21 protein-coding genes are annotated in these 25,113 nt (G+C 72.0%); 13 read left to right on the forward strand and 8 right to left on the reverse strand.

Annotation, left to right across the window (positions count from 1 at the left end; all coding sequences use genetic code 11):
* Positions 1–6 precede the first annotated feature (6 nt).
* Positions 7–1,257: a metallophosphoesterase gene (locus ACN269_RS19470; RefSeq protein ID WP_421473771.1), complete on the forward strand. Its 1,251-nt coding sequence runs from the start codon at positions 7–9 to the stop codon at positions 1,255–1,257.
* A 61-nt stretch (positions 1,258–1,318) separates the two neighbouring features.
* Positions 1,319–4,519, forward strand: a complete 3,201-nt coding sequence (locus tag ACN269_RS19475; protein ID WP_421473772.1) for a UvrD-helicase domain-containing protein — start codon at positions 1,319–1,321, stop codon at positions 4,517–4,519.
* Positions 4,520–4,674: 155 nt separating this feature from the next.
* On the opposite strand, the gene ACN269_RS19480 is transcribed toward ACN269_RS19475, so the two are convergent.
* A complete protein-coding gene (locus tag ACN269_RS19480; protein WP_421473773.1) occupies positions 4,675–5,304 on the reverse strand; it encodes a prepilin peptidase in 630 nt (209 codons plus the stop codon).
* A 10-nt stretch (positions 5,305–5,314) separates the two neighbouring features.
* Positions 5,315–6,319 carry an EamA family transporter gene (locus ACN269_RS19485; protein ID WP_421473774.1) on the reverse strand — a complete coding sequence of 335 codons (1,005 nt, stop codon included), beginning with the start codon at positions 6,317–6,319 and terminating at the stop codon, positions 5,315–5,317.
* Positions 6,320–6,814: 495 nt separating this feature from the next.
* Here ACN269_RS19485 and ACN269_RS19490 point away from each other — a divergent pair, with 495 nt between their 5' ends.
* From ACN269_RS19490 to ACN269_RS19500, 3 genes are all read left to right on the forward strand, one after another.
* Positions 6,815–7,255 carry an LppU/SCO3897 family protein gene (locus tag ACN269_RS19490; RefSeq protein ID WP_421476435.1) on the forward strand — a complete coding sequence of 147 codons (441 nt, stop codon included), beginning with the start codon at positions 6,815–6,817 and terminating at the stop codon, positions 7,253–7,255.
* Between the two features lie 387 nt (positions 7,256–7,642).
* Positions 7,643–8,053, forward strand: coding sequence for an LppU/SCO3897 family protein (locus ACN269_RS19495; RefSeq protein WP_421476437.1), 411 nt, complete (start codon positions 7,643–7,645; stop codon positions 8,051–8,053).
* 133 nt (positions 8,054–8,186) lie between these two features.
* A complete protein-coding gene (locus tag ACN269_RS19500) occupies positions 8,187–9,425 on the forward strand; it encodes an AAA family ATPase (RefSeq protein WP_421473775.1) in 1,239 nt (412 codons plus the stop codon).
* Between the two features lie 44 nt (positions 9,426–9,469).
* On the opposite strand, the gene ACN269_RS19505 is transcribed toward ACN269_RS19500, so the two are convergent.
* Positions 9,470–10,018, reverse strand: a complete 549-nt coding sequence (locus tag ACN269_RS19505; RefSeq protein WP_421476439.1) for a GNAT family N-acetyltransferase — start codon at positions 10,016–10,018, stop codon at positions 9,470–9,472.
* A gap of 134 nt (positions 10,019–10,152) precedes the next feature.
* Between ACN269_RS19505 and ACN269_RS19510 the strand changes: the two genes are divergently transcribed.
* Together ACN269_RS19510 and ACN269_RS19515 are read left to right on the forward strand one after the other, a co-directional pair.
* The gene (locus tag ACN269_RS19510) at positions 10,153–10,698 is read left to right on the forward strand and encodes a DoxX family protein (protein ID WP_421473776.1); all 546 of its coding nucleotides are present in this window, start codon (positions 10,153–10,155) and stop codon (positions 10,696–10,698) included.
* Positions 10,699–10,913: 215 nt separating this feature from the next.
* Entirely contained in the window at positions 10,914–12,359 is a 1,446-nt protein-coding gene (locus ACN269_RS19515) for a glycosyltransferase 87 family protein (protein ID WP_421473777.1), read from the forward strand.
* Positions 12,360–12,365: 6 nt separating this feature from the next.
* Here the strand turns inward: ACN269_RS19515 and ACN269_RS19520 are convergent, their stop codons facing one another.
* From ACN269_RS19520 to ACN269_RS19540, 5 genes are all read right to left on the reverse strand, one after another.
* Entirely contained in the window at positions 12,366–12,794 is a 429-nt protein-coding gene (locus tag ACN269_RS19520) for a molybdenum cofactor biosynthesis protein MoaE (protein WP_421473778.1), read from the reverse strand.
* Complete coding sequence (locus tag ACN269_RS19525) at positions 12,791–14,047, reverse strand: molybdopterin molybdotransferase MoeA (RefSeq protein ID WP_421473779.1); 1,257 nt, start codon at positions 14,045–14,047, stop codon at positions 12,791–12,793. The genes ACN269_RS19520 and ACN269_RS19525 overlap by 4 nt, the downstream gene beginning before the upstream one ends.
* A 116-nt stretch (positions 14,048–14,163) precedes the next feature.
* Positions 14,164–14,634: a MogA/MoaB family molybdenum cofactor biosynthesis protein gene (locus ACN269_RS19530; protein WP_421473780.1), complete on the reverse strand. Its 471-nt coding sequence runs from the start codon at positions 14,632–14,634 to the stop codon at positions 14,164–14,166.
* On the reverse strand, positions 14,631–15,122 hold the full coding sequence (gene moaC, locus ACN269_RS19535) for a cyclic pyranopterin monophosphate synthase MoaC (protein ID WP_421473781.1): 492 nt from the start codon (positions 15,120–15,122) through the stop codon (positions 14,631–14,633). Before moaC ends, ACN269_RS19530 begins: the two co-directional genes overlap by 4 nt.
* A 264-nt stretch (positions 15,123–15,386) precedes the next feature.
* Positions 15,387–18,215, reverse strand: coding sequence for an ATP-binding protein (locus ACN269_RS19540; RefSeq protein WP_421473782.1), 2,829 nt, complete (start codon positions 18,213–18,215; stop codon positions 15,387–15,389).
* Between the two features lie 905 nt (positions 18,216–19,120).
* Between ACN269_RS19540 and ACN269_RS19545 the strand changes: the two genes are divergently transcribed.
* The 6 genes from ACN269_RS19545 (at position 19,121) to ACN269_RS19570 (ending at position 25,113) form a co-directional block, all read left to right on the forward strand.
* Complete coding sequence (locus ACN269_RS19545; protein ID WP_421473783.1) at positions 19,121–21,640, forward strand: putative bifunctional diguanylate cyclase/phosphodiesterase; 2,520 nt, start codon at positions 19,121–19,123, stop codon at positions 21,638–21,640.
* A gap of 77 nt (positions 21,641–21,717) precedes the next feature.
* Positions 21,718–23,040 (forward strand): glycosyltransferase 87 family protein, encoded by a 1,323-nt coding sequence (locus tag ACN269_RS19550; protein ID WP_421473784.1) that lies wholly within the window; start codon positions 21,718–21,720, stop codon positions 23,038–23,040.
* A 41-nt stretch (positions 23,041–23,081) separates the two neighbouring features.
* Positions 23,082–23,714 carry a phosphoribosyltransferase gene (locus tag ACN269_RS19555; RefSeq protein ID WP_421473785.1) on the forward strand — a complete coding sequence of 211 codons (633 nt, stop codon included), beginning with the start codon at positions 23,082–23,084 and terminating at the stop codon, positions 23,712–23,714.
* A gap of 22 nt (positions 23,715–23,736) precedes the next feature.
* Positions 23,737–24,126 (forward strand): zf-TFIIB domain-containing protein, encoded by a 390-nt coding sequence (locus tag ACN269_RS19560; RefSeq protein WP_421473786.1) that lies wholly within the window; start codon positions 23,737–23,739, stop codon positions 24,124–24,126.
* A gap of 95 nt (positions 24,127–24,221) precedes the next feature.
* The gene (locus tag ACN269_RS19565; RefSeq protein ID WP_421473787.1) at positions 24,222–24,899 is read left to right on the forward strand and encodes a maleylpyruvate isomerase N-terminal domain-containing protein; all 678 of its coding nucleotides are present in this window, start codon (positions 24,222–24,224) and stop codon (positions 24,897–24,899) included.
* Between the two features lie 19 nt (positions 24,900–24,918).
* Entirely contained in the window at positions 24,919–25,113 is a 195-nt protein-coding gene (locus ACN269_RS19570; protein WP_421473788.1) for a DNA-binding protein, read from the forward strand.

Below are 25,113 nucleotides of genomic sequence, written 5' to 3' on the forward strand. Positions count from 1 at the left end.
GCGCACATGTTGGCAGTTCTCGGGTTCATGGGCGTCCTGGCGCTGGTCACCGGGCTGATCCACCTTTATCTGTGGAAGCGTCTCGTCCGCGACACGACGACGCCGGGTCGCTGGCGGCGGATCGGAGGGATAGCCGCTCTCGTGCTGGCGGTGCTCGTACCGGTCACCCTCGTCGGCACGCAGGCCGGCCTCTACTGGCTCGCCTGGCCGGGTTACCTGTGGCTCGCCGTCATGTTCTACCTGCTGGTCACGTTGGTCGTGCTGGAAGTGCCGATGCTCATCGCGCGGCTGGTGGTGCGCCGCCGGGTGACCGTCGCCGAGCCGACCACCGCCGCGCCCGAGCCGGTGCTGGTCGGGGCCGCCGGGCCCGCCGATCCGCCGGCAGCCGACGCGGTCGCGGCACCGGACCACGACCCGGCCCGTCGCCTGCTGCTGGCCCGCGGTGCGGCCATCTTCGCCGGCCTCACCGCCACCGGCATCACGGGGTACGGCGTGCGCACGGCGCTCGGTCCGCCGCACCTCGACCGGGTGCAGATCCCGCTCAGCAAGCTCCCCCGCAGCATGGACGGTCTGCGCATCGCCACCGTCTCCGACATCCACCTGGGCCCCCTGCGCGGCCGGGCGCACACCGAACGGATCGTCGCCGCGATCAACCGCCTCGACGCGGACCTGGTCGCCGTCGTGGGCGACCTGGTCGACGGCTCCGTCGCCGAGCTGGGCCCGGCCGCCGCACCGCTGCGGGACCTGCGCTCCCGGTACGGCAGCTTCTTCGTCACCGGCAACCACGAGTACTACTCGGGGGTCGAGGAGTGGGTCCAGGAGGTGGACCGACTCGGCCTGCGGGTCCTGCAGAACCGCCGACAGGAGATCCAGGCCCGGGGTGGCGTCCTCGATCTGGCCGGCGTCAACGACCTGAACGCGGACCCGGCGGGCACCGGCCTGGCTGCCGGACCGGACTTCGAGGCCGCCCTCGGCGACCGCGACCCGAACCGTCCGGTCGTCCTGCTCGCGCACCAGCCCCTCGCCGCGAAGCAGGCGGCCCGCTACGGCGTCGACCTGCAACTCTCCGGGCACACGCACGGCGGGCAGGTGGTGCCGTTCAACCTGGCCGTCAAGCTCGAGCAGCCGGTGGTCAGCGGCCTCGGCGAGGTCGACGGCACCAAGGTCTACGTGACCAACGGCGCCGGTTTCTGGGGTCCGCCGGTGCGGGTGGGCGCCGAGCCGCAGATCAGCCTCGTGGAGTTGCGCTCGGCATAGCGGACGTCACGTCCGCGCGTGGCGGAGGGTGGGCCGCGCGGCGGGCGTGACAGGATGCGGCGTGCCCCCGTTCAGTGACGTACCCCCCGGTGGCCGTCAGCCCTTCGTCGCGGACCTGCACATCCACTCGAAGTACTCGCGCGCGTGCAGCCGGGACCTGACCCTGCCGACCCTCGGATGGTGGGCACGGCGCAAGGGCATCGCCCTGCTCGGCACCGGCGACTTCACCCACCCGGCCTGGTACGACCACCTGGTGGAGTCGCTGCGCCCGGCCGAGCCGGGGCTCTACCGGCTCAGCCCGGAGGCCGAGCGCGACATCGCCCGCCGGCTGCCGCCACGACTGGCCGGCACGACCGACGCGGACGCGGTCCGGTTCATGCTGAGCGTGGAGATCTCCACCATCTACAAGCGGGACGACCGCACCCGCAAGGTGCATCACCTGATCTACCTGCCCGACCTGGCGGCGGTGGCCCGCTTCAACACCGCTCTCGGGCGGATCGGCAACCTCGGCTCCGACGGCCGACCGATCCTCGGCCTGGACTCGCGCGACCTGTTGGAGATCACGCTGGAGGCCAGCCCGGACGGCTATCTCGTGCCGGCGCACATCTGGACGCCGTGGTTCTCCGCGCTGGGCTCCAAGTCCGGCTTCGACGCGATCGCCGACTGCTACGCCGACCTGGCCGAGCACATCTTCGCCGTGGAGACCGGCCTCTCGTCCGACCCGGCGATGAACTGGCGGGTCGGCAGCCTGGACGGCTACCAGCTCGTGTCCAACTCGGACGCGCACTCGCCGCCGGCCCTCGGGCGGGAGGCGACCGTGCTGACCGCCGAGCGGGACTACTTCGCCGTCCGGGAGGCCCTGCGCACCGGTGACGGTCTGGCCGGCACCATCGAGTTCTTCCCGGAGGAGGGCAAGTACCACGCGGACGGACACCGGCTCTGCGGCGTCAACTGGCCGCCGGAGCGGACCCGCGCGGCCGGGGGACGCTGCCCCGAGTGCGGCAAGCCGCTCACGGTGGGCGTCCTCAGCCGTGTGGAGGAGCTGGCCGACCGTCCCGAGGGGCACCGGCCGGCACACGCCCGGGACGTCACCCACCTGGTGCCGCTCGCCGAGATCCTTGGTGAGATCAACAAGGTGGGCGCCCGATCGAAGAAGGTCGAGGGGCGACTCAACGAACTGGTCGCCGCGCTCGGTCCCGAGCTGGAAATTCTGACGACGACGCCGCTGTCCGACATCGCGCAGGCCGGCGGTGAGCTGCTCGCGGAGGGCATCGGACGGCTGCGGCGGGGGGACGTACGCCGAGTGCCGGGTTACGACGGCGAGTACGGGGTGATCACGCTGTTCGATCCGACGGAGCTGGGCAGGGGCGCGGGCACGGCGCAGGAGACGCTCTTCGACGTACCCGTATCGGTGCCGGCGCAGCGACGGCCGACGGAGCCGGCGGCTCGCACGACGGCCAAGCGCCCGGCGGCGGCCAAGGCGGAGGCGAAGCGCAAGCCGGCCCCGCCTCCCCCGCCACCGATCGCGCCGCCGCCGTCACCGCACGAACCGTTCGAGCCGATGCTCTCCGGCATGGAGGAGGTCGGCACCGGCCTGCTGGACCGCCTGGACGCGATGCAGCGGGTGGCGGCGTCCGCGCCCGGCGGACCACTGCTCATCGTGGCCGGTCCGGGCACCGGCAAGACCCGGACGCTGACCCACCGGATCGCGTACCTCTGCGCGGAGCTGAACGTCTTCCCCGAGCACTGCCTGGCGATCACGTTCACCCGCCGCGCCGCCGAGGAGCTGCGGCACCGCCTCGACGGGCTGCTCGGTCCGGTCGCCGAGGACGTCACCGTGGGCACCTTCCACGCGCTGGGGTTGACCATCCTGCGGGAGAACGCCGACGCGGCGGGCCTGCCGGCCGGCTTCCGGATCGCGGACGACGCCGAGCGGTCGGCGGCCCGGGCGGAGGCCGGTGACGACGCCGCCGGCTACACGGCGCGGCTGCGCAAGCAGGACCTGGTCGACCTGGACGAGTTGGTGACCCTGCCGGTGGAGCTGCTGCGGGCGGACCGGAAGCTGGTCGAGCGGTACCGGGACCGCTGGCGGTGGATCTTCGTCGACGAGTACCAGGACGTCGACGCCGTGCAGTACGAGCTGCTGCGACTGCTCAGCCCCAGCGATGGCAACCTGTGTGCGATCGGCGATCCGGACCAGGCGATCTACTCCTTCCGGGGCGCCGACGTCGGCTACTTCCTGCGTTTCTCGCAGGACTTCACGGACGCCCGACTGGTCCGGCTCAACCGGAACTACCGCTCGTCGGCGCCGATCCTGGCCGCCGCCGTCCAGGCCATCGCGCCGTCCTCGCTGGTCCAGGGCCGGCGACTGGATCCGGCCCGGCTCGACCCGGAGGCCCCGCTGGTTGGCCGATACCCGGCGGCGTCTGTCGCCGACGAGGCCGACTTCGTGGTCCGGACCGTCGACGAACTGGTCGGCGGGCTGTCCCACCGATCGCTGGACTCGGGCCGGATCGACGGCCGGTCCACCACGCTGTCGTTCTCCGACATCGCCGTGCTGTACCGCACCGACGCGCAGGCCGCCCCGATCGTGGACGCCCTGACCAGGGCCAACATCCCCGTGCAGAAGCGCTCGCACGACCGGCTCCGGGACCGGCCCGGGGTGGCGGCGATCGCCCGCGAGCTGCGGCACGCCGACGGGTTGGCCGGGTCGCTGGCGGCCCGGGTACGGCTGGCCGGTCAGGCGGTAGCCGAGCGGTTCGCGGTGCCCACCCTGGACGGCGCGGGTAGCGGGGCGCGCCCCGAGGACGTGCGCGCAGCGGTGGACCTGCTGACCCCGCTGGCCCACCGCTGCGGCGACGACGTGGAGGCGTTCCTGTCGCAGCTGGCCACCGGCGCCGAGGTGGACGCGCTCGACCCACGCGCGGAGGCGGTCACGCTGCTGACCCTGCACGCCGCGAAGGGCCTCGAATTTCCGGTGGTCTTCCTGGTGGGCGCCGAGGACGGGCTGCTGCCGCTGCGCTGGCCCGGCTCGACGCCCGACGAGGACGCGGTCGCCGAGGAGCGTCGACTCTTCTTCGTCGGCCTGACTCGGGCCCAGGACCGGCTGTACGTCAGCCACGCCGCCCGCCGTGCCCGGCACGGCGCGGAACGCGACTGCGCCCCCTCGCCGTTCCTCGCCGCGATCGACCCGGGCCTGTTCGAACGGTTCGGCGAGACCGAACCTCGCCGTCCCAAGGACCGCCAGCTCCGCCTGATCTGACCCCCTCCCCGGGGGAGCACGGAGGCGATGAGCACGTGGAGCGTGATGCCTCAGAGGCATCAAGATGACTCAGAGGCATCACGCTCTCCCGGGCGCACGGGTCAAGCGGCGACGCCGGCACGAGCCCGACGCGCCGTGCCGGGCCTGCCACGACCTCAGCCGAGGAGCACGCCGAGCCACGCGCCGGCGAGCAGGGCCGGGCCGAGCGGGAGCAGGGTGTCGCGGCGTACCCGTCGCGCGGCGAGCAGGCCGAGAACCAGGCCGCCGTGCAGCAGGTGTGCCAGGAGAAGCCCGGTGAGCAGGGCATCGCGGCCCAGCCAACCGAGCGGCAGACCGAGGACGGCGGCGAGCTTCACGTCCCCGAAGCCCAGCCGGGACCTCGGCAGCAGCGCGAGCAGCACGTGCGCCGCGCCGGAGAGAACCGCACCGGCCAGCGCGCCGACCAGTCGCCCTGGAGTGCCGGCCAGCAGCGCCGCCCCGGCCAGTCCGCCGAGGGCCAGCGTCCCGGCGGCGGCGACCAGTGGATCGGGCAGTCGCAGGCACGCCAGGTCGACAAGGGCCAGCACCAACCCCACCGCCGCCACCGCGAGAAGGACCGGCAGGGCCGGATCGTCACCCCGCGCGGCGGCGAGCCCCACGAAGACCACGGCCGCCAGTGGTGGGCAGAGCCGGACCGCCCCGACCCGCCGGGCCGGCGGGTCGACAAAGCGCCAGGCCACCGGGGGTACGACGAGACCGACCAACCCACCGAGCAGCGCCACCGGAAGCAGCGCGGCGGCCGACATGGGCCGGACGTTACCGGCGGGCTCCCGTCCGCGCCGCCCCCGATCGTGGTTCCGCTGCCTTGCGGCGTGGGCGTTCGGTGCTCACCACCAGGGCCACCCCGGCGACGATGACCGCGCCACCGAGCAGCACCTGCGGCGTGATCGGCTCTGCCACGAGCAACGCGCCGAGCGCCACCGCGACCGCCGGATTCACGTACGCGTACGTCGACACCAACGAGATCGGCGCGTTCTGCAGCAGCCAGACGTACGCCGTGAACGCCACCAACGATCCGGCCACCATGAGGTATCCCAGCGCCCACCAGGACCGGGCGCTGACGGCCGACGGGTGGAAGTCACGCAGTTCGCCCCGCCCGGCGGCGACCACGGCCAGGGCCAGCGCTCCGGCCGCCATCTCGTACACGGTCGCCACGAACGGGTCGGCGGGCATCCCGATCCGCCCGGACAGGAACGACCCGACGGACCAGGCGGCGGCTCCCGCCACCACCGTCAGCGCGCCGACCAGTGGCACCGCGTCCGAAGTGCCGGCGGGTAGCACCAGCAGCACCAGACCGACGAAGCCGACGGTGACCCCGGCGAAGGTCCAGAGCGGCGGTCGGTCACCGGTGACCGAACGCAGCAGCACCACGAGCAGCGGCACGGTCGCCACCAGCAGGGCGGCGACGCCGGAGGGCAGTGCCACCCCGGGCGGCCCGGACTCGGCGAGCACCACTAGGCCGTTGCCGCCGGCGAGCAGGAGCACACCGACCAGGGCGGCGGAGCCGAGCTGTCGAGGCCGCACGCGGAGGGCGCCCGGCCCTCGGCGCAACCGCAGTACCACCGCCAGCACCAGACCGGCCACGGCGAACCGCATCGTGGCGGACAGCAGCGGCGGCAGCGTCTCCACCGCGATCCGGATCGCCAGATAGGTGGAGCCCCACAGCAGGTAGACCACGATCAACGCGGTCCAGACCAGGCTCGGCGCGGCGTCGGCGCGGCGGCCGGATGCGGCGGCGGCGCTCGGTGGAGGTGAGCTCATCGGTGGACCACGCTACGGTGACCTCGGAGTCGGCGTCGCGCATTGGTGGCCGGCCTCTCACCACTTGTGCAGGAGGGCGGCATGACGAACTACGGACCACCGGGTGAGGGCTACGGACGCCCGTGGCGTGGGCAACGCCCCGACGAGACGCCCAATCGGCCGCCGCAGCAGCCCTATCCGCCGACCGCGGAGCCCTATCCGCCGACAGTCCAGCCCTACCCGGTGGCGTCGCAGCGGCCCGGACCCTATGGCGACGGCCCGTATGGCGGCGCTCCAGCGGCGCCCCACGAGGGCGGTCAGTACGGCCGCGGGCAGTACGGCGGCGGCACCGGCGGGCAGTACGGCGGCAGCACCGGCGGGCAGTACGGCGGCGCGGCCTCGGAGCCCTACGGCGGGGGGTACCCGGCCGTCGACCGCAACCCGGCCTACGGCGCGGGGTCCTACCAACCCGACGACGACCCCGCACCCGCGCCGCCGAAGCGGGGGCGGGGACCGCTGGTCGCGGTACTGGCCGTCGTGGTGCTGCTGCTGGTGGCCGGCGGCGGCGCGTACTGGTTCCTGCGGGGGTCGGACGACCCGGCGTCGACGACGGCTGCGCCGACCGGCTCCCCCGGTGCGGCAGAGCCCAGCGCCGCCGCGAACGAGCCGGCCGAGCCGGTACCGAGCGCCGCCGCGCCCGAGTCGTCGGCCGATCCGCGGTTCGTCAAGGTCGGGCAGTGTGTCCGCAACGACGGCGCGGCCGGGGGCAAGCCCAAGCTACTGATCAGCGGCTGCGCCCCGAAGTCGTACGAGGTGCTGCGCCGCATCGACGGCGCGACCAGCGGTGAACGCGACGCCGAGGCCAAGTGCGCCAAGGTCGAGGGCTACACGAACTGGTACTTCTTCGACAGCGAGCTGGACACTCTCGACTTCGTGCTCTGCCTCAAGCAGCGCTGACCACCCACCCCGGGGAATGACATGACGACCTACGGACCACCGGGTTCCGGGCAGCCGGACGACCCGTACCAGCGCCCGCCGACCGGCCCCAGCGGCCCGCCACCGGTCGATCCGACGCTCCCGCAGTGGGGGCCACCACCCGAGCCCTCGCAGTGGGCTCCCCCGCAGCAGCCCGCGCAGTGGGGTGCCCCGGAGCAGCCGACGCAGTGGGGTGCCCCGCCGCAACCGGCGCAGTGGAACGCTCCTGCGCAGCAGCCGACGCAGTCGGACGTGCCGCCCGGGCCGTTCCCGCCCGCCCCCGGCCAGCCGCCGCCGTGGGGGCCGCCGCCCGGCGCGTACCCGATGCCGCCCGCCGCTCCCGCCGGTCGCAACGGCCGGAAGGTGGCCCTGATCGTGGGGCTGGTCGTGCTGCTGTTGCTCTGCCCCTGCCTCGGCCTCGCCGGTTGGGCGGCCTGGCGGATCGCCGACTCCGACAGCGACGTCACGCCCGTGCCGTCGGCGAGCGCACCGGTCCTCCCTCCCGGTCTGCCCAGCGATGCTCCGAGCCCGGTCCTGCCGTCACCGGACGAGGAGGAGGAGTTCGCCAAGGGAGACTGCGTGGTCAACGACGGCTCCGAGGCCGACGCGGAGCTGCGTAAGGTGCCGTGCGGCCCCAACACCTACCGGGTGCTGCTGCGGATTCCGGCGACCACCGACGGGGACCGGTGCCAGACGCTCGCGCCGCAGGCGACCGCGAACTACGTGCACGACAACTCGATCGACCTGTTCGACTACGTGCTCTGCCTGAAGGAGCAGTAGACGATTCCCAAAACTAGGGCTGTCTAGCGTGGACGCTAGACAGCCCTAGTTTTGTCTCGACGATCTCGACACGCCGTAGCCTCATCTATCCATATCTAGCTTCCCAGCTAGAGGGCCCGATATTCTGCGATGCGTGGATCCGGTCCGCAACCCGTACGCCCCGGGCGCCGGCCAGCGCCCACCCGAACTCGCCGGGCGGGGGCGCGAGCTGGACGTCTTCGACATCGTGCTGGAACGCATCGCCCGCGGCCGGCCCGAGCGCAGCCTCATGCTCACCGGACTGCGCGGCGTCGGCAAGACCGTTCTGCTCAACACCCTGCGGTCACAGGCGATCAGCAGACTGTGGGGCACCGGCAAGATCGAGGCTCGGCCGGACCAGTCACTGCGCCGCCCGGTCGCCGCCGCGCTGCACATGGCGGTCCGCGAACTCGCTCCCCGCCACCGCGCCCCCGACCGGATCGACGCCTTCCTCGGGGTGCTCAAGGCGTTCGCCCAACGATCCGCGCCCGCCGGCCGCGGGGCCACGTCCAAGCTGCGCGACCGGTGGCAACCCGGCATCGACGTACCCGCCGCCAGCGGCCGGGCCGACTCCGGCGACATCGAAATCGACCTGGTCGAGCTGTTCAGCGACGCCGCCGCCGTGGCCAGCGACGTGGGCACCGGCATCGCGCTCTTCATCGACGAGATGCAGGACGTCGGGCCGGAGGACGTCTCGGCGCTCTGCGCCGCCTGCCACGAGCTGTCCCAGATCGGCGCCCCACTGATCGTCGTCGGCGCCGGGCTACCGCACCTACCGGCCGTGCTCAGCGCCGCCAAGTCGTACTCGGAACGGCTCTTCCGCTACCAGCGCATCGACCGGCTCGACCGGATCGCCGCCGATCAGGCGCTCTGCGCGCCGGCCGAGCGCGAGGAGGTGGAGTACGAGCAGAAGGCGCTCGACCTGCTCTACGAGAAGTCCGGCGGTTACCCGTACTTCGTCCAGGCGTACGGGAAGGCGACCTGGGATCATGCGCCACGGTCGCCGATCACCGCAGCGGACGTCCGGGTCGCCGCGCCCGAGGCCGAGGCCGAACTGGCGGTCGGGTTCTTCGGCTCCCGGTTCGAGCGGGCCACCCCGGCGGAGCGTGAGTACATGCGGGCGATGGCCACGCTGTCCCTGGTGGAGGGTGAAGCCAGCGGCGCGGTACGCGACGACATGGACGCCGCCGTGCCCACCGCCGAGATCGCCCGCGCCCTCGGTCGCAAGCCGGCCAGCCTCTCCCCGGCCCGGGACGCGCTGATCAAGAAGGGGCTGATCTACTCGGGTGAGCGGGGCACGGTCGCCTTCACCGTTCCACACTTCGGCCGCTACCTGCGCACCCAGCCCGCCTGACCCGGCGCCCGCTCCGCTCGGCGGGCGCGCTTCGAACCGGCGCGTCAGACCTGGGACCAAGGCGCGGGGAAGACGACCTCGCCGCGCGGCGGCGGGCCCTCCTCGCTGGTGGACGGCGGCAGCACCAGCGCCTGCCACGGCTCACCGAGGCCGGCCCACGGGCTGCTGAGGCCCAGCTCGGCGGCCGGTCCGAAGCCGAAACGGCGGTAGAAGGCCGGGTCGCCGAGCACCACGACCAGCCGCTCACCGAGTTCGGTGGCGGCGTCCAGAGCGGCCTGCACCACCGCGCTGCCGTGTCCGACCCGCTGTCGGTGCGGTGCCACGGCCACTGGCCCGAGTGCCAGGACCGGCACCACGGCACCCCGTTCGGGCCGCACCCGCACCCGGGTCAGCAGCGCGTATCCGACGACCTCACCGCCGTACTCGGCGACCATGGCCAGCTCGGGCAGCCAGGCGTCGGTGCCCCGCAGGTCGTCGACGAGTCCCACCTCTGGCGGCGTCGGCACGTCCGGGCGGGCGAACGCCGAGGCGAGCACCCGCCGCACCGGGCCGGCGTCGGCCGGATCCTCGGGGCGGAGCCGCAGCGTCGTCACCCGCGCGACGTTACCCGTCACGCCCCGTCCATCAGCGATGGTCGCTCGATTCGGCGTGGCGCGCGTGTCCGCGGATCGATCCGGATCCGCCGGTTGACCGGGTAGCAAACGCCGCGAGGGGGTATGACTGATCCATGACGCCCGTACGCTCCCTCGCCCGCGCCATGCTGAGCGGCATCTTCGTGATCCAGGGGTACCGCAACTTCCGCAACCCGCACCGACTGGCGGAGACCGCCAAGCCGGTGACCGACAAGGTCGCACCGTTGCTGCAGAAGGCGCACCCGAGCTTCCCCACCGACACCGAGTCGTTGATCCGGCTCAACGCGGCCACGCAGGTCGGCGCGGGGCTCATGCTGGCCACCGGACGGTTCAGCCGGCCCGCCGCGCTGGTCCTCGCCGGCACCCTGGTGCCCGTGACCATCGCCGGGCATCCGTTCTGGAAGAACGACGACCCGATCGCCAAGAACAACAACCAGATCCACACCCTCAAGAACCTCGGGCTCCTCGGCGGTCTCCTCCTCGCGGCCGTCGACACCGGAGGCAAGCCCGGCATGCGCTGGCGTACGGGTCACCGCATCGGCCACTCTCGACGCTCCATGCAGCGCGCGGTACGCACCGCCCGCCGCGAGGCACGGATCGCCGTCCGGTCGGCGGCCACCGCGCGTCGACTCCCAGGCTGACCTGCCTCGATGCCTCTCGTCCGCACCCCCACCCCCCGCTAAGGCCGCGAATTACCTGAACCACCCGGTAGGCGTTAACGCGGTGGAAATGTCAAAAACATGTGTGGGATCGGACACGGTCGCATAACGCGGGAGGCATTGACGTGAGGCGCCGTTCTAGGCTCCGTGCAGGACCTGGACGGGTAGGACGACCTTGGTACGGGGGTGGCCACGCCATGCCGACGACTGTCGGTAGACGGGCGGACCGCCTCGCCCCAGTTCAACGCTTGACCCGGGGGATCGATCGCAGGAATGTCGTACGGGGCGCCATCGTGGTCGCCGTCGCCTACGCCGCATGGCTCGCCATCGGCGAGTTCGGGCGACCGTACAACTTCTTCGACATGAAGATCTACCACGGCGCGGTGGTGTGGTGGGCGAGCGGTCACGAGCTCTACGAGTTCATCGCGCCCGGCACCACGCTCGGGTTCACCTACCCGCCGTTCGCCGGACTCGTCATGTTGCCGATGGCACAGTTGCCGATCGGCGCGGCAGGGATGGTCAACGCCCTCGCCAGCATCGCCGCGCTGGCCCTGGTGCTGGCCGGGCTGCTGCGCCCCATCGTGGACCGGTTGGCGTGGCCACTGTGGTTCACCGTGGCCCTGGCCGTCCCGCTCGCCGTCGCCATCGAGCCCAGCCGCGAGACCCTGGGCTACGGCCAGGTCAACCTCCTGCTCTTCGCCCTGATCATGGCGGACCTCATCGGGCTGCGGTGGCGCTCCCGTCGGGGCACCCACTACGCCGCGACGGACGGTCCGCTGCTGCGCTTCGTCTACGGTGGCGTCTGGGCGGGTGCCGGTATCGGCCTGGCCACCGCCGTCAAGCTCACTCCGGCGCTGTTCATCGCCTACCTGCTGATCACCCGGCAGTGGCGGGTGGCGGCCACCGCGATCGGCACCGCGATCGGCGTGACCATCGGGACCTTCGCGATCGTCGGCGACGAATCACGCACCTACTTCGGCAGCGTGCTGTGGCAGACCGAGCGCGTCGGAGCGGCCGACATGACGCCGAACCAGTCGCTCGCCGGCCTGCTGGCCCGCCTGTACGACTCGATCGAGACCCCCGGCCTGCTCTGGCTCGCCTTCTCGGTGCTGATCCTGGCACTGGGCCTGTCCCGGGCGGCCAGTTCACGCGCCGACGGCGACGAGTTGACCGCGTTCACGCTCGTCGGACTGACCGCGAACGTGATCAGCCCGATCTCCTGGACGCACCACCTCGTCTGGGTGATCCCGGCGATCATCGTGCTGGCCGACGCCGCCGTACGGCGCCGCGAGGCGAGCAGGGGCCTCTCGCAGCGCACCGGCCAGGGGTCGACGTTCGGTGGCCTGAGCGGCCTCAACGCCCTTCGGCCCCCGATCTGGTATCCCACGCTGACCGGGCTCCGGCACGGCGTCGCCGCAGTCGGGCTCTACCTGCTGTTCCTCATCTCCCCCATCTGGCCGTACGAGCACCAGTTGCCGGAGGTGTCGCACTACCAGGACGGCCTGTTCGGGGCGCTGATGGAGAATTCGCTGGCTCTCGCCCTGATCGTGCTTGTCGCGGCCCTGCCCTGGCGGCCCGGAGCCGAGCCGGCGTTCTACGGCGAACGACTCGCCCGGGCGGTCGTGGTCAACGGCCGTCGCTAGATCGGGTCAGGGGCAGTTGACCCACTCCTCGGTGCCGTCGGCGAAGACCTGCCGCTTCCAGATCGGCAACCGGGCCTTGGCCTCGTCGACCAGCCGGGCACACGCGGTGAACGCGGCGGCGCGGTGCGCCGTGCTCACCGCGGCGACAAGCGCCACGTCACCGATGGCCAACGGGCCGACCCGGTGCGAGACCGCCACCGCGTACACGTCGGGGTCGGCCGCGATCTCGGCGGCGACCTCGCGCAGCACCTGCGCGGCGCTCGGGTGCCCCTCGTAGTCCAGGCTCACCACCGCACGCCCGTGGTCGTGGTCGCGGACGACGCCCTGAAAGGAGACGACCGCTCCGGCTCGACGGTCGGCGACCGCCTCCTCGTGGGCGGCGAGGTCCAGGGGCCGATCGGTGACCTCGACGACGGTGATCGCGGGCGCGGTCACGACGCCCGCTCCCCGGGCAGCAACGGCAGCGGCACGATCGGCACCCGGTCGCCCTGCGCACCGCTGGTGCCCGGCCTGATGACCGCGAACCCGTCGGCGCCCGCGAGGCCGCGCAGCATCGCCGAACCGACGTGCCGCACCGGGTACGCCGTGCCGGCGGTCCGGTCCAGCCGAACCAGCGCCAGGTGGGTGTGGTCACCGCGCCCGGGCACCGCCTCGACCAACGTGGCGTGTGGCAACACCGGCATCGAGCGGCCTTGGAGCCCGGCGAGCAGCGGCGCGACCAGTGACACCAGCGCGACGATGGCGGACTGCGGATTGCCCGGCAGGCCGGCGACGAACCGGACCCGCCCGTCCGGGTCGGCCAGCCGGGCCAGCAACATCGGGAAGCCCGGCCGGACCGCCACCGTGTTGACCACGTAGTCGGCGCCCAGCGCCTCCAGGGTCGGGTGCAGATGGTCGACCGGACCGTGCATCGTGCCGCCGGTGGTGCAGACCAGGTCGGCGTTGGTCAACGCCGTACGCAGCGCCGCCACGTGCGCGGGCAGCGTGTCCGCCACCGGCCCCACCACGTCCGAGGGGCGAACGTGGCACCCGTACCGCCGCAGCCACGCCGGCACCGCCGGGCCCAGCGCGTCCCGCACCCGACCCGCCGCCGGCGGACCCGCCGTCAGCAACTCGTCGCCGAAGACCAGCAGCGCGGCGCGCGGCGCGCGGCGCACCCGCAGCGTGTCGTGGCCGCAGGAGGCGGCCAGGCCGATCACCGCCGGGTCGACCGGCGTGCCGACGGGCAGGAGCTCCTCATCGGCGTACGCCTCCTCGCCCGGCTGCCGCCACTCCGGCGCGGGCCGGGGCGTGCCGCTGACCAGGCCGTCGGTGACGGTGGACTCCTCGATGCGCAGCACGGCGCTGGCGCCCTCCGGGACCATGGCTCCGGTCGCGATCTCGACGGTCGTGCCGTCGTCGGTGAGCGGCCCGGGAGTGTTGCCGGCCAGTACCCGGCCGACGATCCGCCACGGCCCGTCACCCCGGACGGCCCAGCCGTCCACGCTGGAGGTCGGGAACGCGGGCAGGTCGGTGCGGGTGGTCAGGGGCTCGGCCAGGGTGAGCCCGTCGGTGTCGACCAGCGGCCGGGCGGTGGCGGGCAGTGCGGCGGCCAGGCCTACCGCGTACACCCGGGACCGCGCCTCCTCCCACCCGGCCGGCGGGGGCGCGGCGACCTGGGCCGCCGTTGGTGTGGTTTCCGTTCGCACCGACCGAGCCTATCGGGACGGACGGACAGCCGGCGCGCTCTGACGACGCGAGACGGGCTGCGGGCCGGTCGGTGGTCGCTGCGGCAGGGCCGGTTGGTCCAGCTCCGCGCGGGCGGTCAGTGGTCGCCGCCGCGCAGTTGGTCGACGGTATGGACGAGGATCGGCCCCAGCACGGCCAGCCCGTCGCGGGCCCCGCCCGTCGAGCCGGGCAGGTTGACCACCAGCGTTCGGCCGGCCACCCCGGCCAGCCCTCGGGACAGCACCGAGGTGGGTACGCGCTCCCGACTGTGTGACCGGATCGCCTCGGCGATGCCGGGTATCTCGTAGTCCAGCAGGGCCCGGGTCACGTCCGGCGTCCGGTCGGACGGCGTGACGCCGGTGCCACCGCTGGTCAACACCACGTCGACACCGTCGCTGACGGCCTCCCGCAGAGCGTCGCCGACGGGCTCGCCGTCGGGCACCACCACCGGATCGTCCACCTGACAGCCCAACTCGCGCAGACCTGCGACGAGCAGCGGACCGCTGGTGTCGGCGTAGACGCCGGCCGCCGCCCGGTTGGACGCCACGATCACCCGGGCCCGGATCACGGCCGGTCCTCCGGCCGCACCCACTCGCCGGTCTTGCCGCCCTCCTTGCGCAGCACCCGGACCGCCTCCACCGAGGCCGCCGGGTCGACCGCCTTGACCATGTCGACAAGCGCGAGGCCGGCGACGGCGACGGCGGTCAGCGCCTCCATCTCGACTCCCGTCCGGTCCGCCGTGCGGGCGGTGGCGGTGATCTCCACGGTGTCGGCCGTCAGGTGCAGGTCGACGGTGACGCCGTGCAGGGCGATCGGGTGACAGAGCGGGATCAGCTCCGGGGTGCGTTTGGCCCCCATGATTCCGGCGAGCCGGCCTACCGCCAGCGCGTCGCCCTTGGGCAACCCGTCCCGGTGCAGCAGGTCGATGACCTCTTCGGTGGTGCGCAGACGGCCCGCCGCGACGGCCAGCCGTCCGGTCACCGACTTGGCGGAGACATCGACCATGCGGGCCGCACCGGCACGGTCGACGTGGCTGAGCTGCGCGGGTTCGGTCACGGCGCTGAGCCTATCGGTGCGGTACGACGTGCGGGCGCTCGGAAGGGGCGACGGCACAGCAGTTCGCCGGGTACGACGGCGCATCCACTGGACCGTCACCCCTTCCTGGCCGGACCCGTCACCGGAGTCGCTGGGGGGTGACCCGGTGACGGGCTGTCTCGACGACCTGGTTCTGCCCAGGGGCAGAACCTCCCCCGTTCGTCGACACGCTGGAAAAGCTACCGAGCCCGGCGATAAGAAATCGATAAGCGACAGGCGGCCAGGTCAGGAGCCTGTTCCGTCGTCCAGCCCGGCGAGGCGACGCTCCACGTCGAGGCGTTCCGGCACACCCATCCGGCGGAAGATCGCGAGCGCCCGTTCCCAGTGCCGCCTGGCCTCGGCCGGATCGACGCTGGCGAAGTGTTCGGCCAGCCCGGCCAGTGCCCGCCCCTGCTCGTGCGGGTGTGTGATCCGGGTCGCCAACCGCAGGGCCTCGCGGTGCATCTCGGCCGCCTCGCCGTCCCGCCCACGTGCCCGCAACGTGCTGCCCAGCTCGTTCAACGCCACGGCCTCGATGTGCCGTTCGCCGACCTCGGCAGCGAGATGCCGGGCAGACTCATGTTGCTGCTGCGCCTCGACCAGCCGCCCGAGACCGCGATAGGCGATTCCGAGATCGATGCGAACCTCGGCCTCGGCGTATCTGTGACCGGTGCGGTCACGCACCGCCAATGAGCTGTTGAGGATCCGGATCGCCTGGGGAAGATCACCCATGCGGGTGCGTACCGAGCCGATGTGACTGAGTGCATTGAGCATGTGGAAATCGTCGGAATTGATCCGTGCCCACGCCAGGTGTAGGCGATGCAACCGTAATGCTTCCGCGTGGCGTCCCAGGCCCATGAGCGCCAGGCCTAGATTCGGCAGCAGTATCGGTGTCCCCTCATTTCCGTACACCGTGTCGCGCAGGCATTCGAAACCAAGTGTCACCGCCTCGTTGAGGTGGCCGCTCCACAGATAGACGGCGGCGAGGTTGGCGCGGGATCGCGCGGCACCCAGAGCATTCCCGGACCGGTGGAAGTGTTCGACGGCGCGGGACAGGTAGTCGAGTGTGCTCTGCTTGTCACCGGTACGGACGTACGCGGAGGCCAGGTAGTTGTTCATCAGTCCCATGGCGTCGACGTCCCCGGTCGCCTCCGCGGCGATCAGTCCGTCCTGGTGCGCTCGTACGATGTCCTCGAAATACCCCCTGATGTAGCAGAAGCGCCACAGCGATCGCGCCAGCCGCCAAGCGTGTTCGTAAAAGCCGGACTCCCGCGCTGCCGACACCATCGCCACCAAATCGGTTCGGTGGGTTTCCAGCCACTCCACGCTCGGTTCCCCGATGGACGCGAGAAGCTCGGGACGGTCGATCGGCAGGCGGGTGAGCTGAGAGCCGATCACGCCCGATTCGAGCGTCTCGGCGATCCGCAGCGTGGCCGCCAGCACGAAATCGAACAACTGTCCCAGCGCGACCTGCCGCTCGGCCGCGGAATCGATGTGCGAGCACATCTCGACGGCGTACTGGCGCATGAGATCGTGCAGCCGATAGTGAGTCGCGTCCAGGTCCTCCACCAGGTGCCGATCGGTGAGCTCGTCGAGCGCCGCACGCGCTTTCGCCACCGTCAGTCCGGTCAGTGCCGCGACGGCGGGCGGGCTCAGTCGGTTACCCGGATACAGGCCCAGGAAGCGGAAGACCCGCTTGGTCGGCTCGGGTAGCGGCTCGTAGGAGGCGGCGAAGGCACCGGTGACCGTACTGTTCTCCCCGCCCAGATGAGGGAGAACCGACGTCGGACCCGCCATCTGTGCCGCGAGATCCGCCAATCGCCAACCATGTCGGTGCGAGAGCCGGGCACCCGCCAACCGGATCGCCAGCGGCAGGTGGCCGCACCGCCGGACCACCTCGAGCGCTGCTTCCAGCTCGGCGTCGACCCGTTCGCGGCCCACGCTCAGGGCCAACAGCTCGACGCCCTCCCCGGAGGACATGACCGGCAGGGTCTGCGACGCCCCGAGATCAGGGTGGGTGAGTCGCCGTCGCGACGTCACCAGCACGACCGCGGTCGGCTCGACCGGCAGGAGCGGAAGGATCTGGTCGCTGCTGGCGGCGTTGTCGAGGATGATCACCGACTTCCGGCGGGCCAGCTCGCGCCGCCAGAGTTCCATCCTCTCGTCGAGTTCGACGGGCATCCGCTCGGACGGCACCCCGAGCTGGCGGAGCAGGACGACCAGGGCTGCCGCCGGTTCCACCAGATCCTTCTCACCGTGCCCACGCAGGTCGAGATACAAGCGGGCGTCCGGGTACCGGTCGCTCAATCGGCGGGCCAGGTGCACGGCGAGCGTCGTCTTGCCGCTACCGGCCATCCCGTCGATGACGTGCACGACCGGGACACGATCCTCGACCCGCCGTGTCTCCGACAACAGCCGTGCCACCACGGCCTCGCGACCGACGAAGTCGGTGACCGAGCGGGGCAGATGGTCCACCGGGGTGGTTGGAGGTCTGCGCCCGACTGCCGAAGCGCCTGTCGAGCCGGGCGCGGGCGCGTGTCGCACCGCGCTCTCGCCCCGGACGACGGCTGCCGCGCGGTTCGGCATCTCGGCGAGGATCCGGCGGCGCAGTGCCTCAAGGGTGGCCGCCGGACTCACCCCCAACTCGGTGATCAGGCGCTGGCGAATCTCGTCGTACACGACGAGCGCCGCCGCGCCGTCGCCATGCTCGCGCAGAGCCCGCATGAGAAGGAGATGGGTCTGCTCGCGCAGCGGATGTCGGGCAGCGAGCTCCCGCAGTGACGGGATCGCGAGGTCACCCCGTCCAGCCCGGAGGTGGACCTCGGCGAGGAGTTCCACCGCCAACAGTCGCTCCTCTTCGACCCCGACGGTTCGCGCCGCCAGCACGGGCCCCAGCGGGAGACCGGCGAGCATCGGTCCCTCCCACCGGGCCAGGGCCCGGCCCAACAGCCGGCCGGCCTGACCCAGGTCGCCGACCGCCAGCGCCCGCCGACCCGAGCTCTGCTCCGACTCGAAACAAAAGACGTCAATCAGCTGCGGCGGCAGGTCGAGTCGATAGCCGTTCCGCTGCCGCACGATAGCCCCACGCCCGGGCTGCAATGCCTCAAAGCCTCGACGCAGATTGGCGGCGTACGTCCGCACATTCGGCACCGCGGATCGCGGGGGACGGTCGGGCCATAACTCATCGACGAGTTCGTCCACGCTCACCAGTTGGCCGGGTTGCACCGCGAGCATTGCGAAGATTGCCTGCTGCTTGGGAGTGCCCATGTGCAACACGCCGCTTGGGAGTCGCGCGGAAAGGCCACCCAGAAGCCGAATCTCCACCGTCCCTACTCCAGCCGTCGCGGGGTATTCAATCAGTCACGCAACGAAGCGTACGGCCCGACTCGACCGTCGGTGGGGCAGCCTTCGCGAGTCTCGACTTCGGACCAAATCCCACACGGTCACGATGTTGCGGTGTGTGAGCAGCAAGTTGCACACCGAGGTCCGCTTGACGGACAACGCCCCGACATCGTCAGATGGCGGGACGACAATCCGCTCGTCAGGCAACCAATCGGGCCCCACCAACGTCGCCCGTCCTCGCTTCTGACCGAACCCCGGATGAGTCATCTCGGGGAGAGCCTCCAGACTGTGGGAATAACGCGACCACAATGTTCGAGCAATGCCGCTAGCTGGTCAGCCGACACCCGGGGGGTCACAGCAGAAGCCCTGACCGCACTCCGCTCAGGACATGTGGACACAACGTGATATAACGGTGCCATCTTGACTAATATTGCGCATAGCGACATTTATTCTAACTAAATCGCCCTTCGTCCTCTTAAGCTGCCTTTCGTAGGAAGACCCCGCACCGCGGATAGGTCGACTTGGCAGTGAGAGGGGATTGCGATGCGCGGCACCGACTGGAACTGAAGGTTTACCCGGGGCAACCGAAGCCCGACGAGAGTAGGCTGCGGGCACTGAGATAGCCCCTCGGGAGTGGCGTGACCCTTCCTCAGCGACGCGAGACTGAGACCGATCGGCGGCTGCTGCTGCTCGTCGGTCTCGTCGTCGTTAGCGCGGCAACCGTGATCGGAACCTCACTGCCGGCTGCGCTGATTTCGGCGAGGTCGGCGACGGTGAACGACGTGGCGGTACTCGTCATGCTCACCCTCACGATCGCTCTGGGGACACTCGTCAAGGCCAGAGTGCGCATCCGGTCCACCACCCAGTCGATCAGCTGGAACGAGACGGCCATCATCGTCGGTGCGGCCATCGCGCCGACTTCCGTCGTGGTCCTCAGCACAGCGGTCGGCATTGCCCTCGCCTCACTTCGCCTCTCGCCGATGAAGCTGGCCTTCGGGGTCGGAAAGAACGTCATCGTCGCCTGGGGGGCCGGCACGACGCTGGCGATGACGACGTGGACCTGGCCCCCACCGGAGCTGTCCTCGTTGGTCGTGCCGCTGGCACTGGCCTACGTGGTTGCGGCTCTCCTGGACGATCTGCTCGCCATCCCGGTCATCGCGCTGGCCTCCCGGACGAGCATCGGAAGGCAGTTCCGGGCCAACCTCGACCTTCGGCTCGCAGGCTTCGCCGTACGCTTCGTGGTCGCCGCCTTCACCCTGGTCATCCTCCAAGCGGAACCCCGCTTGCTGCTTGCCGTGCCACCTTTGGTCCTGAGCCTGCACCTCGCCTACTCCGCACGCATCCGTGGCCGCACCGAGCAGCAGGCGTGGCAGCGCCTCGCCCGCACCACCGACGCGCTCAACGTGGTCGACCTGGACAACGTGCTGACCACCGCCGTCACCCAGGCCGCCGAACTGTTCTCCGCCGACGAGGTCGAGATCGAGCTGCGCAACGGCGGTCGGACCGTCCGGGGCGCCACCGGTGGCATCACCTTCGACGGGCCGACCGACACCGCCACCGAGGTGGACGGCACCGTCGTGCCCACCCCGCTGGAGGGCCACGACCGCTCCGTCGACGTCGGCGTCCTGCGCCTGCGCTTCCGTGGGCCGGTGCAGCTGTCCGAGCGGGAGCAGTACACGCTGCGGACCTTCGCCTCGGCGCTCTGCACGGCGGTCCGTAACGCGCAGGCGTACGCCGAGCTGGCCCGGGTGGCCGACGAGCATGCGTACGCCGCCGCGCACGACGCCCTCACCGACCTCGCGAACCGACGGCAGCTGCTCGATCAGGGCACCGAGCAGCTCAGTGCCCGGCACGCCGACGGGGTGACAGCTCTGGTGCTGATCGACCTCAACCATTTCAAGGAGGTCAACGACACCCTCGGCCACGCTGCCGGCGACCAGGTGCTGGTCCAGGTCGCCGACCGGCTGCGCGGGGCCGCCCAGTCGAGTGACCTGGTGGCCCGCCTCGGCGGCGACGAATTCGCCGTACTCCTGCGCGGGCTACCCGCCCCGGCGGTGGCCGCGCACCGGGCCGAGACGCTGCTGGCCGCCCTGCACGAGCCGTTCGAGCTGGACGGCATGCGGATCAGCGTCGAGGCCAGCGGGGGGATCTCCGTGGCCCCGGCCAGCGGTGGCATGCCCGAGCTGCTGCGCCGCGCGGACGTGGCGATGTACCAGGCGAAGCGCGCCGGACAGCGGATCTCCACGTACGCGCCGACCCGGGACACCGCCGATCTCAACCGCCTCACCCTCGGCGGTGATCTGCCCCGCGCGGTCGCCGACCACGAGTTCATCGTCAACTTCCAACCGATCGTCGACCTGGGCACCGGTGAGGTGACCAGCGCCGAGGCGCTGGCCCGCTGGCACCATCCCACCCACGGGCTGATCGATCCGCTGCGCTTCCTGGAGGCGGTGGAACGCTCGGGCATGCTGCCCGCCTTCGCAGAGGCGATCCTCGACCAGGCACTGATCGCCGCCGCCGACTGGCGTGACGCCGGCTTCGACGTGCCGGTGGCGGTCAACGTCTCGCCGCGCAGCCTGCTCGACGCACGTTTCCCCGGCTCGGTGCTGGCCCGGCTGCGCGCCCACGACCTGCCGCCCGAGCGGCTGGTGCTGGAGCTGACCGAGACGTTGACGCTCAGCCAACTCGACGTGGTCGACCGGGTGCTCAGCCGGCTCCGCGACGAGGGCGTCCGGTTGGCGCTGGACGACTTCGGCACCGGCTACTCCTCACTCTCGCTGCTCTCCCGGATACCCGTGCACGAATTGAAGATCGACCGCAGCTTCGTCACGACCATGGAGAGTTCCGCCGAAGCCGCAGCCGTCATCCGTTCCACCCTCGACCTGGGCCGCAGCCTCGACCTGGCGGTGGTCGCCGAAGGGGTGGAGAGCGAACCGCAGCGGCGGGCCCTCTGGGAGCTGGGCTGCTCGGCCGGTCAGGGCCACCTGTTCGCCCGACCGATGCCCGCCGGGACCCTGCTCGCCGCGTTGCAGCGTGGCTCGGGTGGCCAACCCGGGACTCTGGCGCCGCCGCTGCACGACACGGGCGCGGTGATCCGCCTCAACCAGAGCCGCCGCCAGGCCGGTCGCTCCCGCCCCGACCGCCACCTCCCGGCCTGACCGGGGCGCCCGCGCCCCGACCAGCTGCGGCCAGACGGCCAGCTGGGTGAGCAGCGGGATCTGCCAGACTGGCGGCCGTGACCGCCGACGCCCCGACCGCCCGCCACCGACGCTGGCGGACGCTCGACGCCGCCGCCGACGGACTCGCCCTCGACCTGGGTCTCTACGCCGTGTCGGCGCTCTTCGCGGCGATCACCGCAGCCACGTCGACCCTCCTGCCGCACCGCGCCTGGGGTGCCATCGCCGCCGCCGGCTACCTGGTCGCGACGCTGGCGGTGGTCGTCCAGCTCATGGTGCGCCGCCGTAGCCCCCGGCTGGCCGGTCTCGCATCCCGCTGGGTGGTGACCGGCTTCGCCTGGGTGACCACCGCGCTGGTGCCCGTGCTCTGGCAGAGCATCGAACGGGCCAGCGGACGCACCGACCGGGCACAGGAAGAAGTGCTGGTCGTCGAACAGGCCGGCATCCGACTGCTCGACCACGGCACGCCGTACCTCGGTCGGGACGCGATCGCCGCCCTGCCGCCCGGTGAACAACTGCTCGGATACACGCCGTACCAGCCGGGCATGGCGATGTTCGGCCTGCCCCGGGCCCTCGTCGACGTCTGGTGGACCGACGCCCGCGTCTGGTTCGCGCTGGGCACCGCGCTGGCGCTCGCCCTGGCCGTGGCCGCGCTACGCGCCGCGCCCGCCACCGGCAGCCCGGCCCAGCGACGCGACGCCGCCCTGCTGCGGGGAGTGCAAGCCGCCACCGTCCTGCCCGTCTGCGCGCTGACCCTGGCCACCGGCGGCGACGACCTACCCGTACTCGGGCTCTGCCTGCTGGCCCTCGCACTCGCCGCGGCCGGACGGCCGGGACGGGCCGGCCTCGCGGTGGGACTGGCCGGTGCGCTGAAGCTGTTCGCCTGGCCGATCGCCCTGGTCCTGATCGTCTGGGGTCTGACCCGGCGAGCCGGAGTCCGGGTCGCGGCCGGTGCGATCGGGTTGCCGGTGCTCGCCCTGCTCCCGGCGTTGCTCGTCGACCGCGGTGCTCTCACCGAGAACGTGCTGCGTTTCCCACTCGGCCACGGCCTGGTCACCAGCCCGGCGCAGTCCCCGTTCCCCGGCCATCTGATCGCCACCGCCCTGCCCGGAGGCCGGCTGATCGCCGCCGGCCTCCTGGTCGCGGCCGGTGCGGCCATCGCCGTCCGGCTCGCCCGCCGCCCGCCCGGCACCGCCGCGACCACCGCCGCGATCTGTGGGTACGGGCTACTCGCCGCGATCGCCCTCATGCCCTCCACCCGGTTCGGTTACCTGCTCTACCCGGTGGCCCTGCTCGTCTGGGCACCCGCCCTGCACCGCCCGGAGACCACACCGACCACCCCGACGCCCGAGCACCTGCCCGGTCGGGCCACATCGGCGTAACCGGCGGGCGAAACGACGTCGCACGGCGTACACCTGAAGGTATGACCACCTACCGCGACCGCGCCGAGGCGGGCCGGGTGCTCGCCGAGCGGCTCACCGCCCTGGTCGGTGACCCGGACGCCGTCGTCCTCGGTCTGGTCCGCGGCGGCGTACCGGTGGCCCGGGTCGTCGCCGAACGGCTCGGCGTCCCGCTGGACGTGCTGGTCGTCCGCAAGCTCGGCATGCCCTGGGCGCGGGAGGTCGCCTTCGGCGCGCTCGGCCCCGGTGGCGTGCAGGTGCTCAACGACGCGATCGCCAGCCGCCTCAGCAGCGACGACATCGCCGAGGTCAGCCGCCGCGAACAGGACGAGTTGAAACGCCGCGAACGGCTCTACCGGGGTGGTCGTCCACCGCTGGACCTCACCGGACGCGTCGCCGTGATCGTCGACGACGGTCTGGCCACCGGCGCGACCGCCCGTGCCGCCGTCGAGGTCGCCCGCCGGCTCGGCGCCCGCCGCGTGGTGGTGGCCGTGCCGGTCGGCGCTCAGGAGGCGTACGAACTGCTGGCCGCCGAGGCCGACCAGGTCATCTGTGCCCAACGCCCGCCGGAGTTCGGATCGGTGAGCGTCTACTACGACGACTTCCACGAGGTCTCCGACGACGAAGTCATCGAGGCGCTCACAGCAATCGCTTAGGTCGACCGGGTACCGTCGGGTGATGAGTGACCTCATCTGTCCCAAGTGTCGCGGCGAGATGCGCCAGTACGAGCGCAGCGGCGTCGTCATCGACCAGTGTGGCGAGTGCCGGGGCATCTTCCTCGATCGCGGCGAGCTCGAGAAGCTGTTCGAGGCAGAGGCCAACTGGAGTCGCCAACAGGCCGGGCCGACCGCGCCGGCACAGCAGCCAGGCGGTTACGCGCCCCCACCCCCGCCGCCGCCCGCCCAGCACCAGCCCGGTTACGGCGCCGTCCCGCCACCGCCGCCCCCACCGCCCGCGCACGGCTACCCGCCGGCGCCTGCCTACGGCCACCAGCAGCAGCACTACGGCTACCACGGCCACTACCGGCACAAGAAGCGCAAGAGCTTCCTCGACGAGATGTTCGGCTGAGCCCGGTCGAGACTCCTGCCCGGGTCGATCCACGTCGACCCGGGCAACGCCGCGAGTGATTGGCTGGCACGGCGGTCCGTGCGAGGCTGCATCGCATGACCGCCACCCGGCACGACGAGGCCCTCGCCGAGGCGTACGACGGCATCACCGCCGTGGTCGACGCCCTCGACGACGCTGACCTGCAACGGGCCACCCGATGCCAGGGCTGGCTCGTCGCCGACCTGCTCCTGCACGTGCTCGGCGACGCCCAGCGGGCACTGGTGGCCCTGGCCAGTCCGGTCGACGGTCCCGCCGACGTGGACGACGTCTCCTACTGGCGCGGCTTCCCGGGCGGCGACGAACAGGCAGCCCGGCACGCCTGGTGGATCCGGCGGTCGGCGTCCGCCTTCGACCGGCCGACCGCGATCGTCCAGCTGTGGCGACAGACCGCCCCGGCAGCGGTCCGCGCCGCCGGATTCGCGGACCCCGGGGGGTACGTGACCACACAGGGTCATGTGCTGCGCGTACCCGATCTCCTGGCCACCCTGACCACCGAGGCCGTGGTGCACCACCTGGACCTCACGCCGGAGCTGCCGGCCGCGCCGCCACCCGGACCGTTGGCGGTGGGCGTGGCGACGTCCACGCTGGATGGCCTGTTGAGCGACGACGCGGTTCGCCCTGCCTCGTGGGACGACCAGGAGTTCCTGTTGAAGGCGACCGGCCGTGTCTCCCTGACCGATCGGGACCGGCTGGAGTTGGGCGAGGCGGCGGGCTGGTTCCCCCTGCTGGGGTGACGTGATGAACCATGGGGGCATGGATCCGTCAACCGACATGCTGCCGAAGGTCGGTGCGCCGGCCACGCGCGCCCTGCACGACGCCGGTTACACGACGCTGCGCGAGCTGGCCGGGGTGCCCCGCCGGGAACTGGCCGCACTGCACGGCATGGGCCCGAAGGCGCTCGACATCATCCAGGCCGCTCTTGAGAAGCACGGCCTCAGCCTGGGGTGA

The organism is Micromonospora sp. WMMD736 (assembly GCF_049179015.1).
Classification (GTDB): domain Bacteria; phylum Actinomycetota; class Actinomycetes; order Mycobacteriales; family Micromonosporaceae; genus Micromonospora.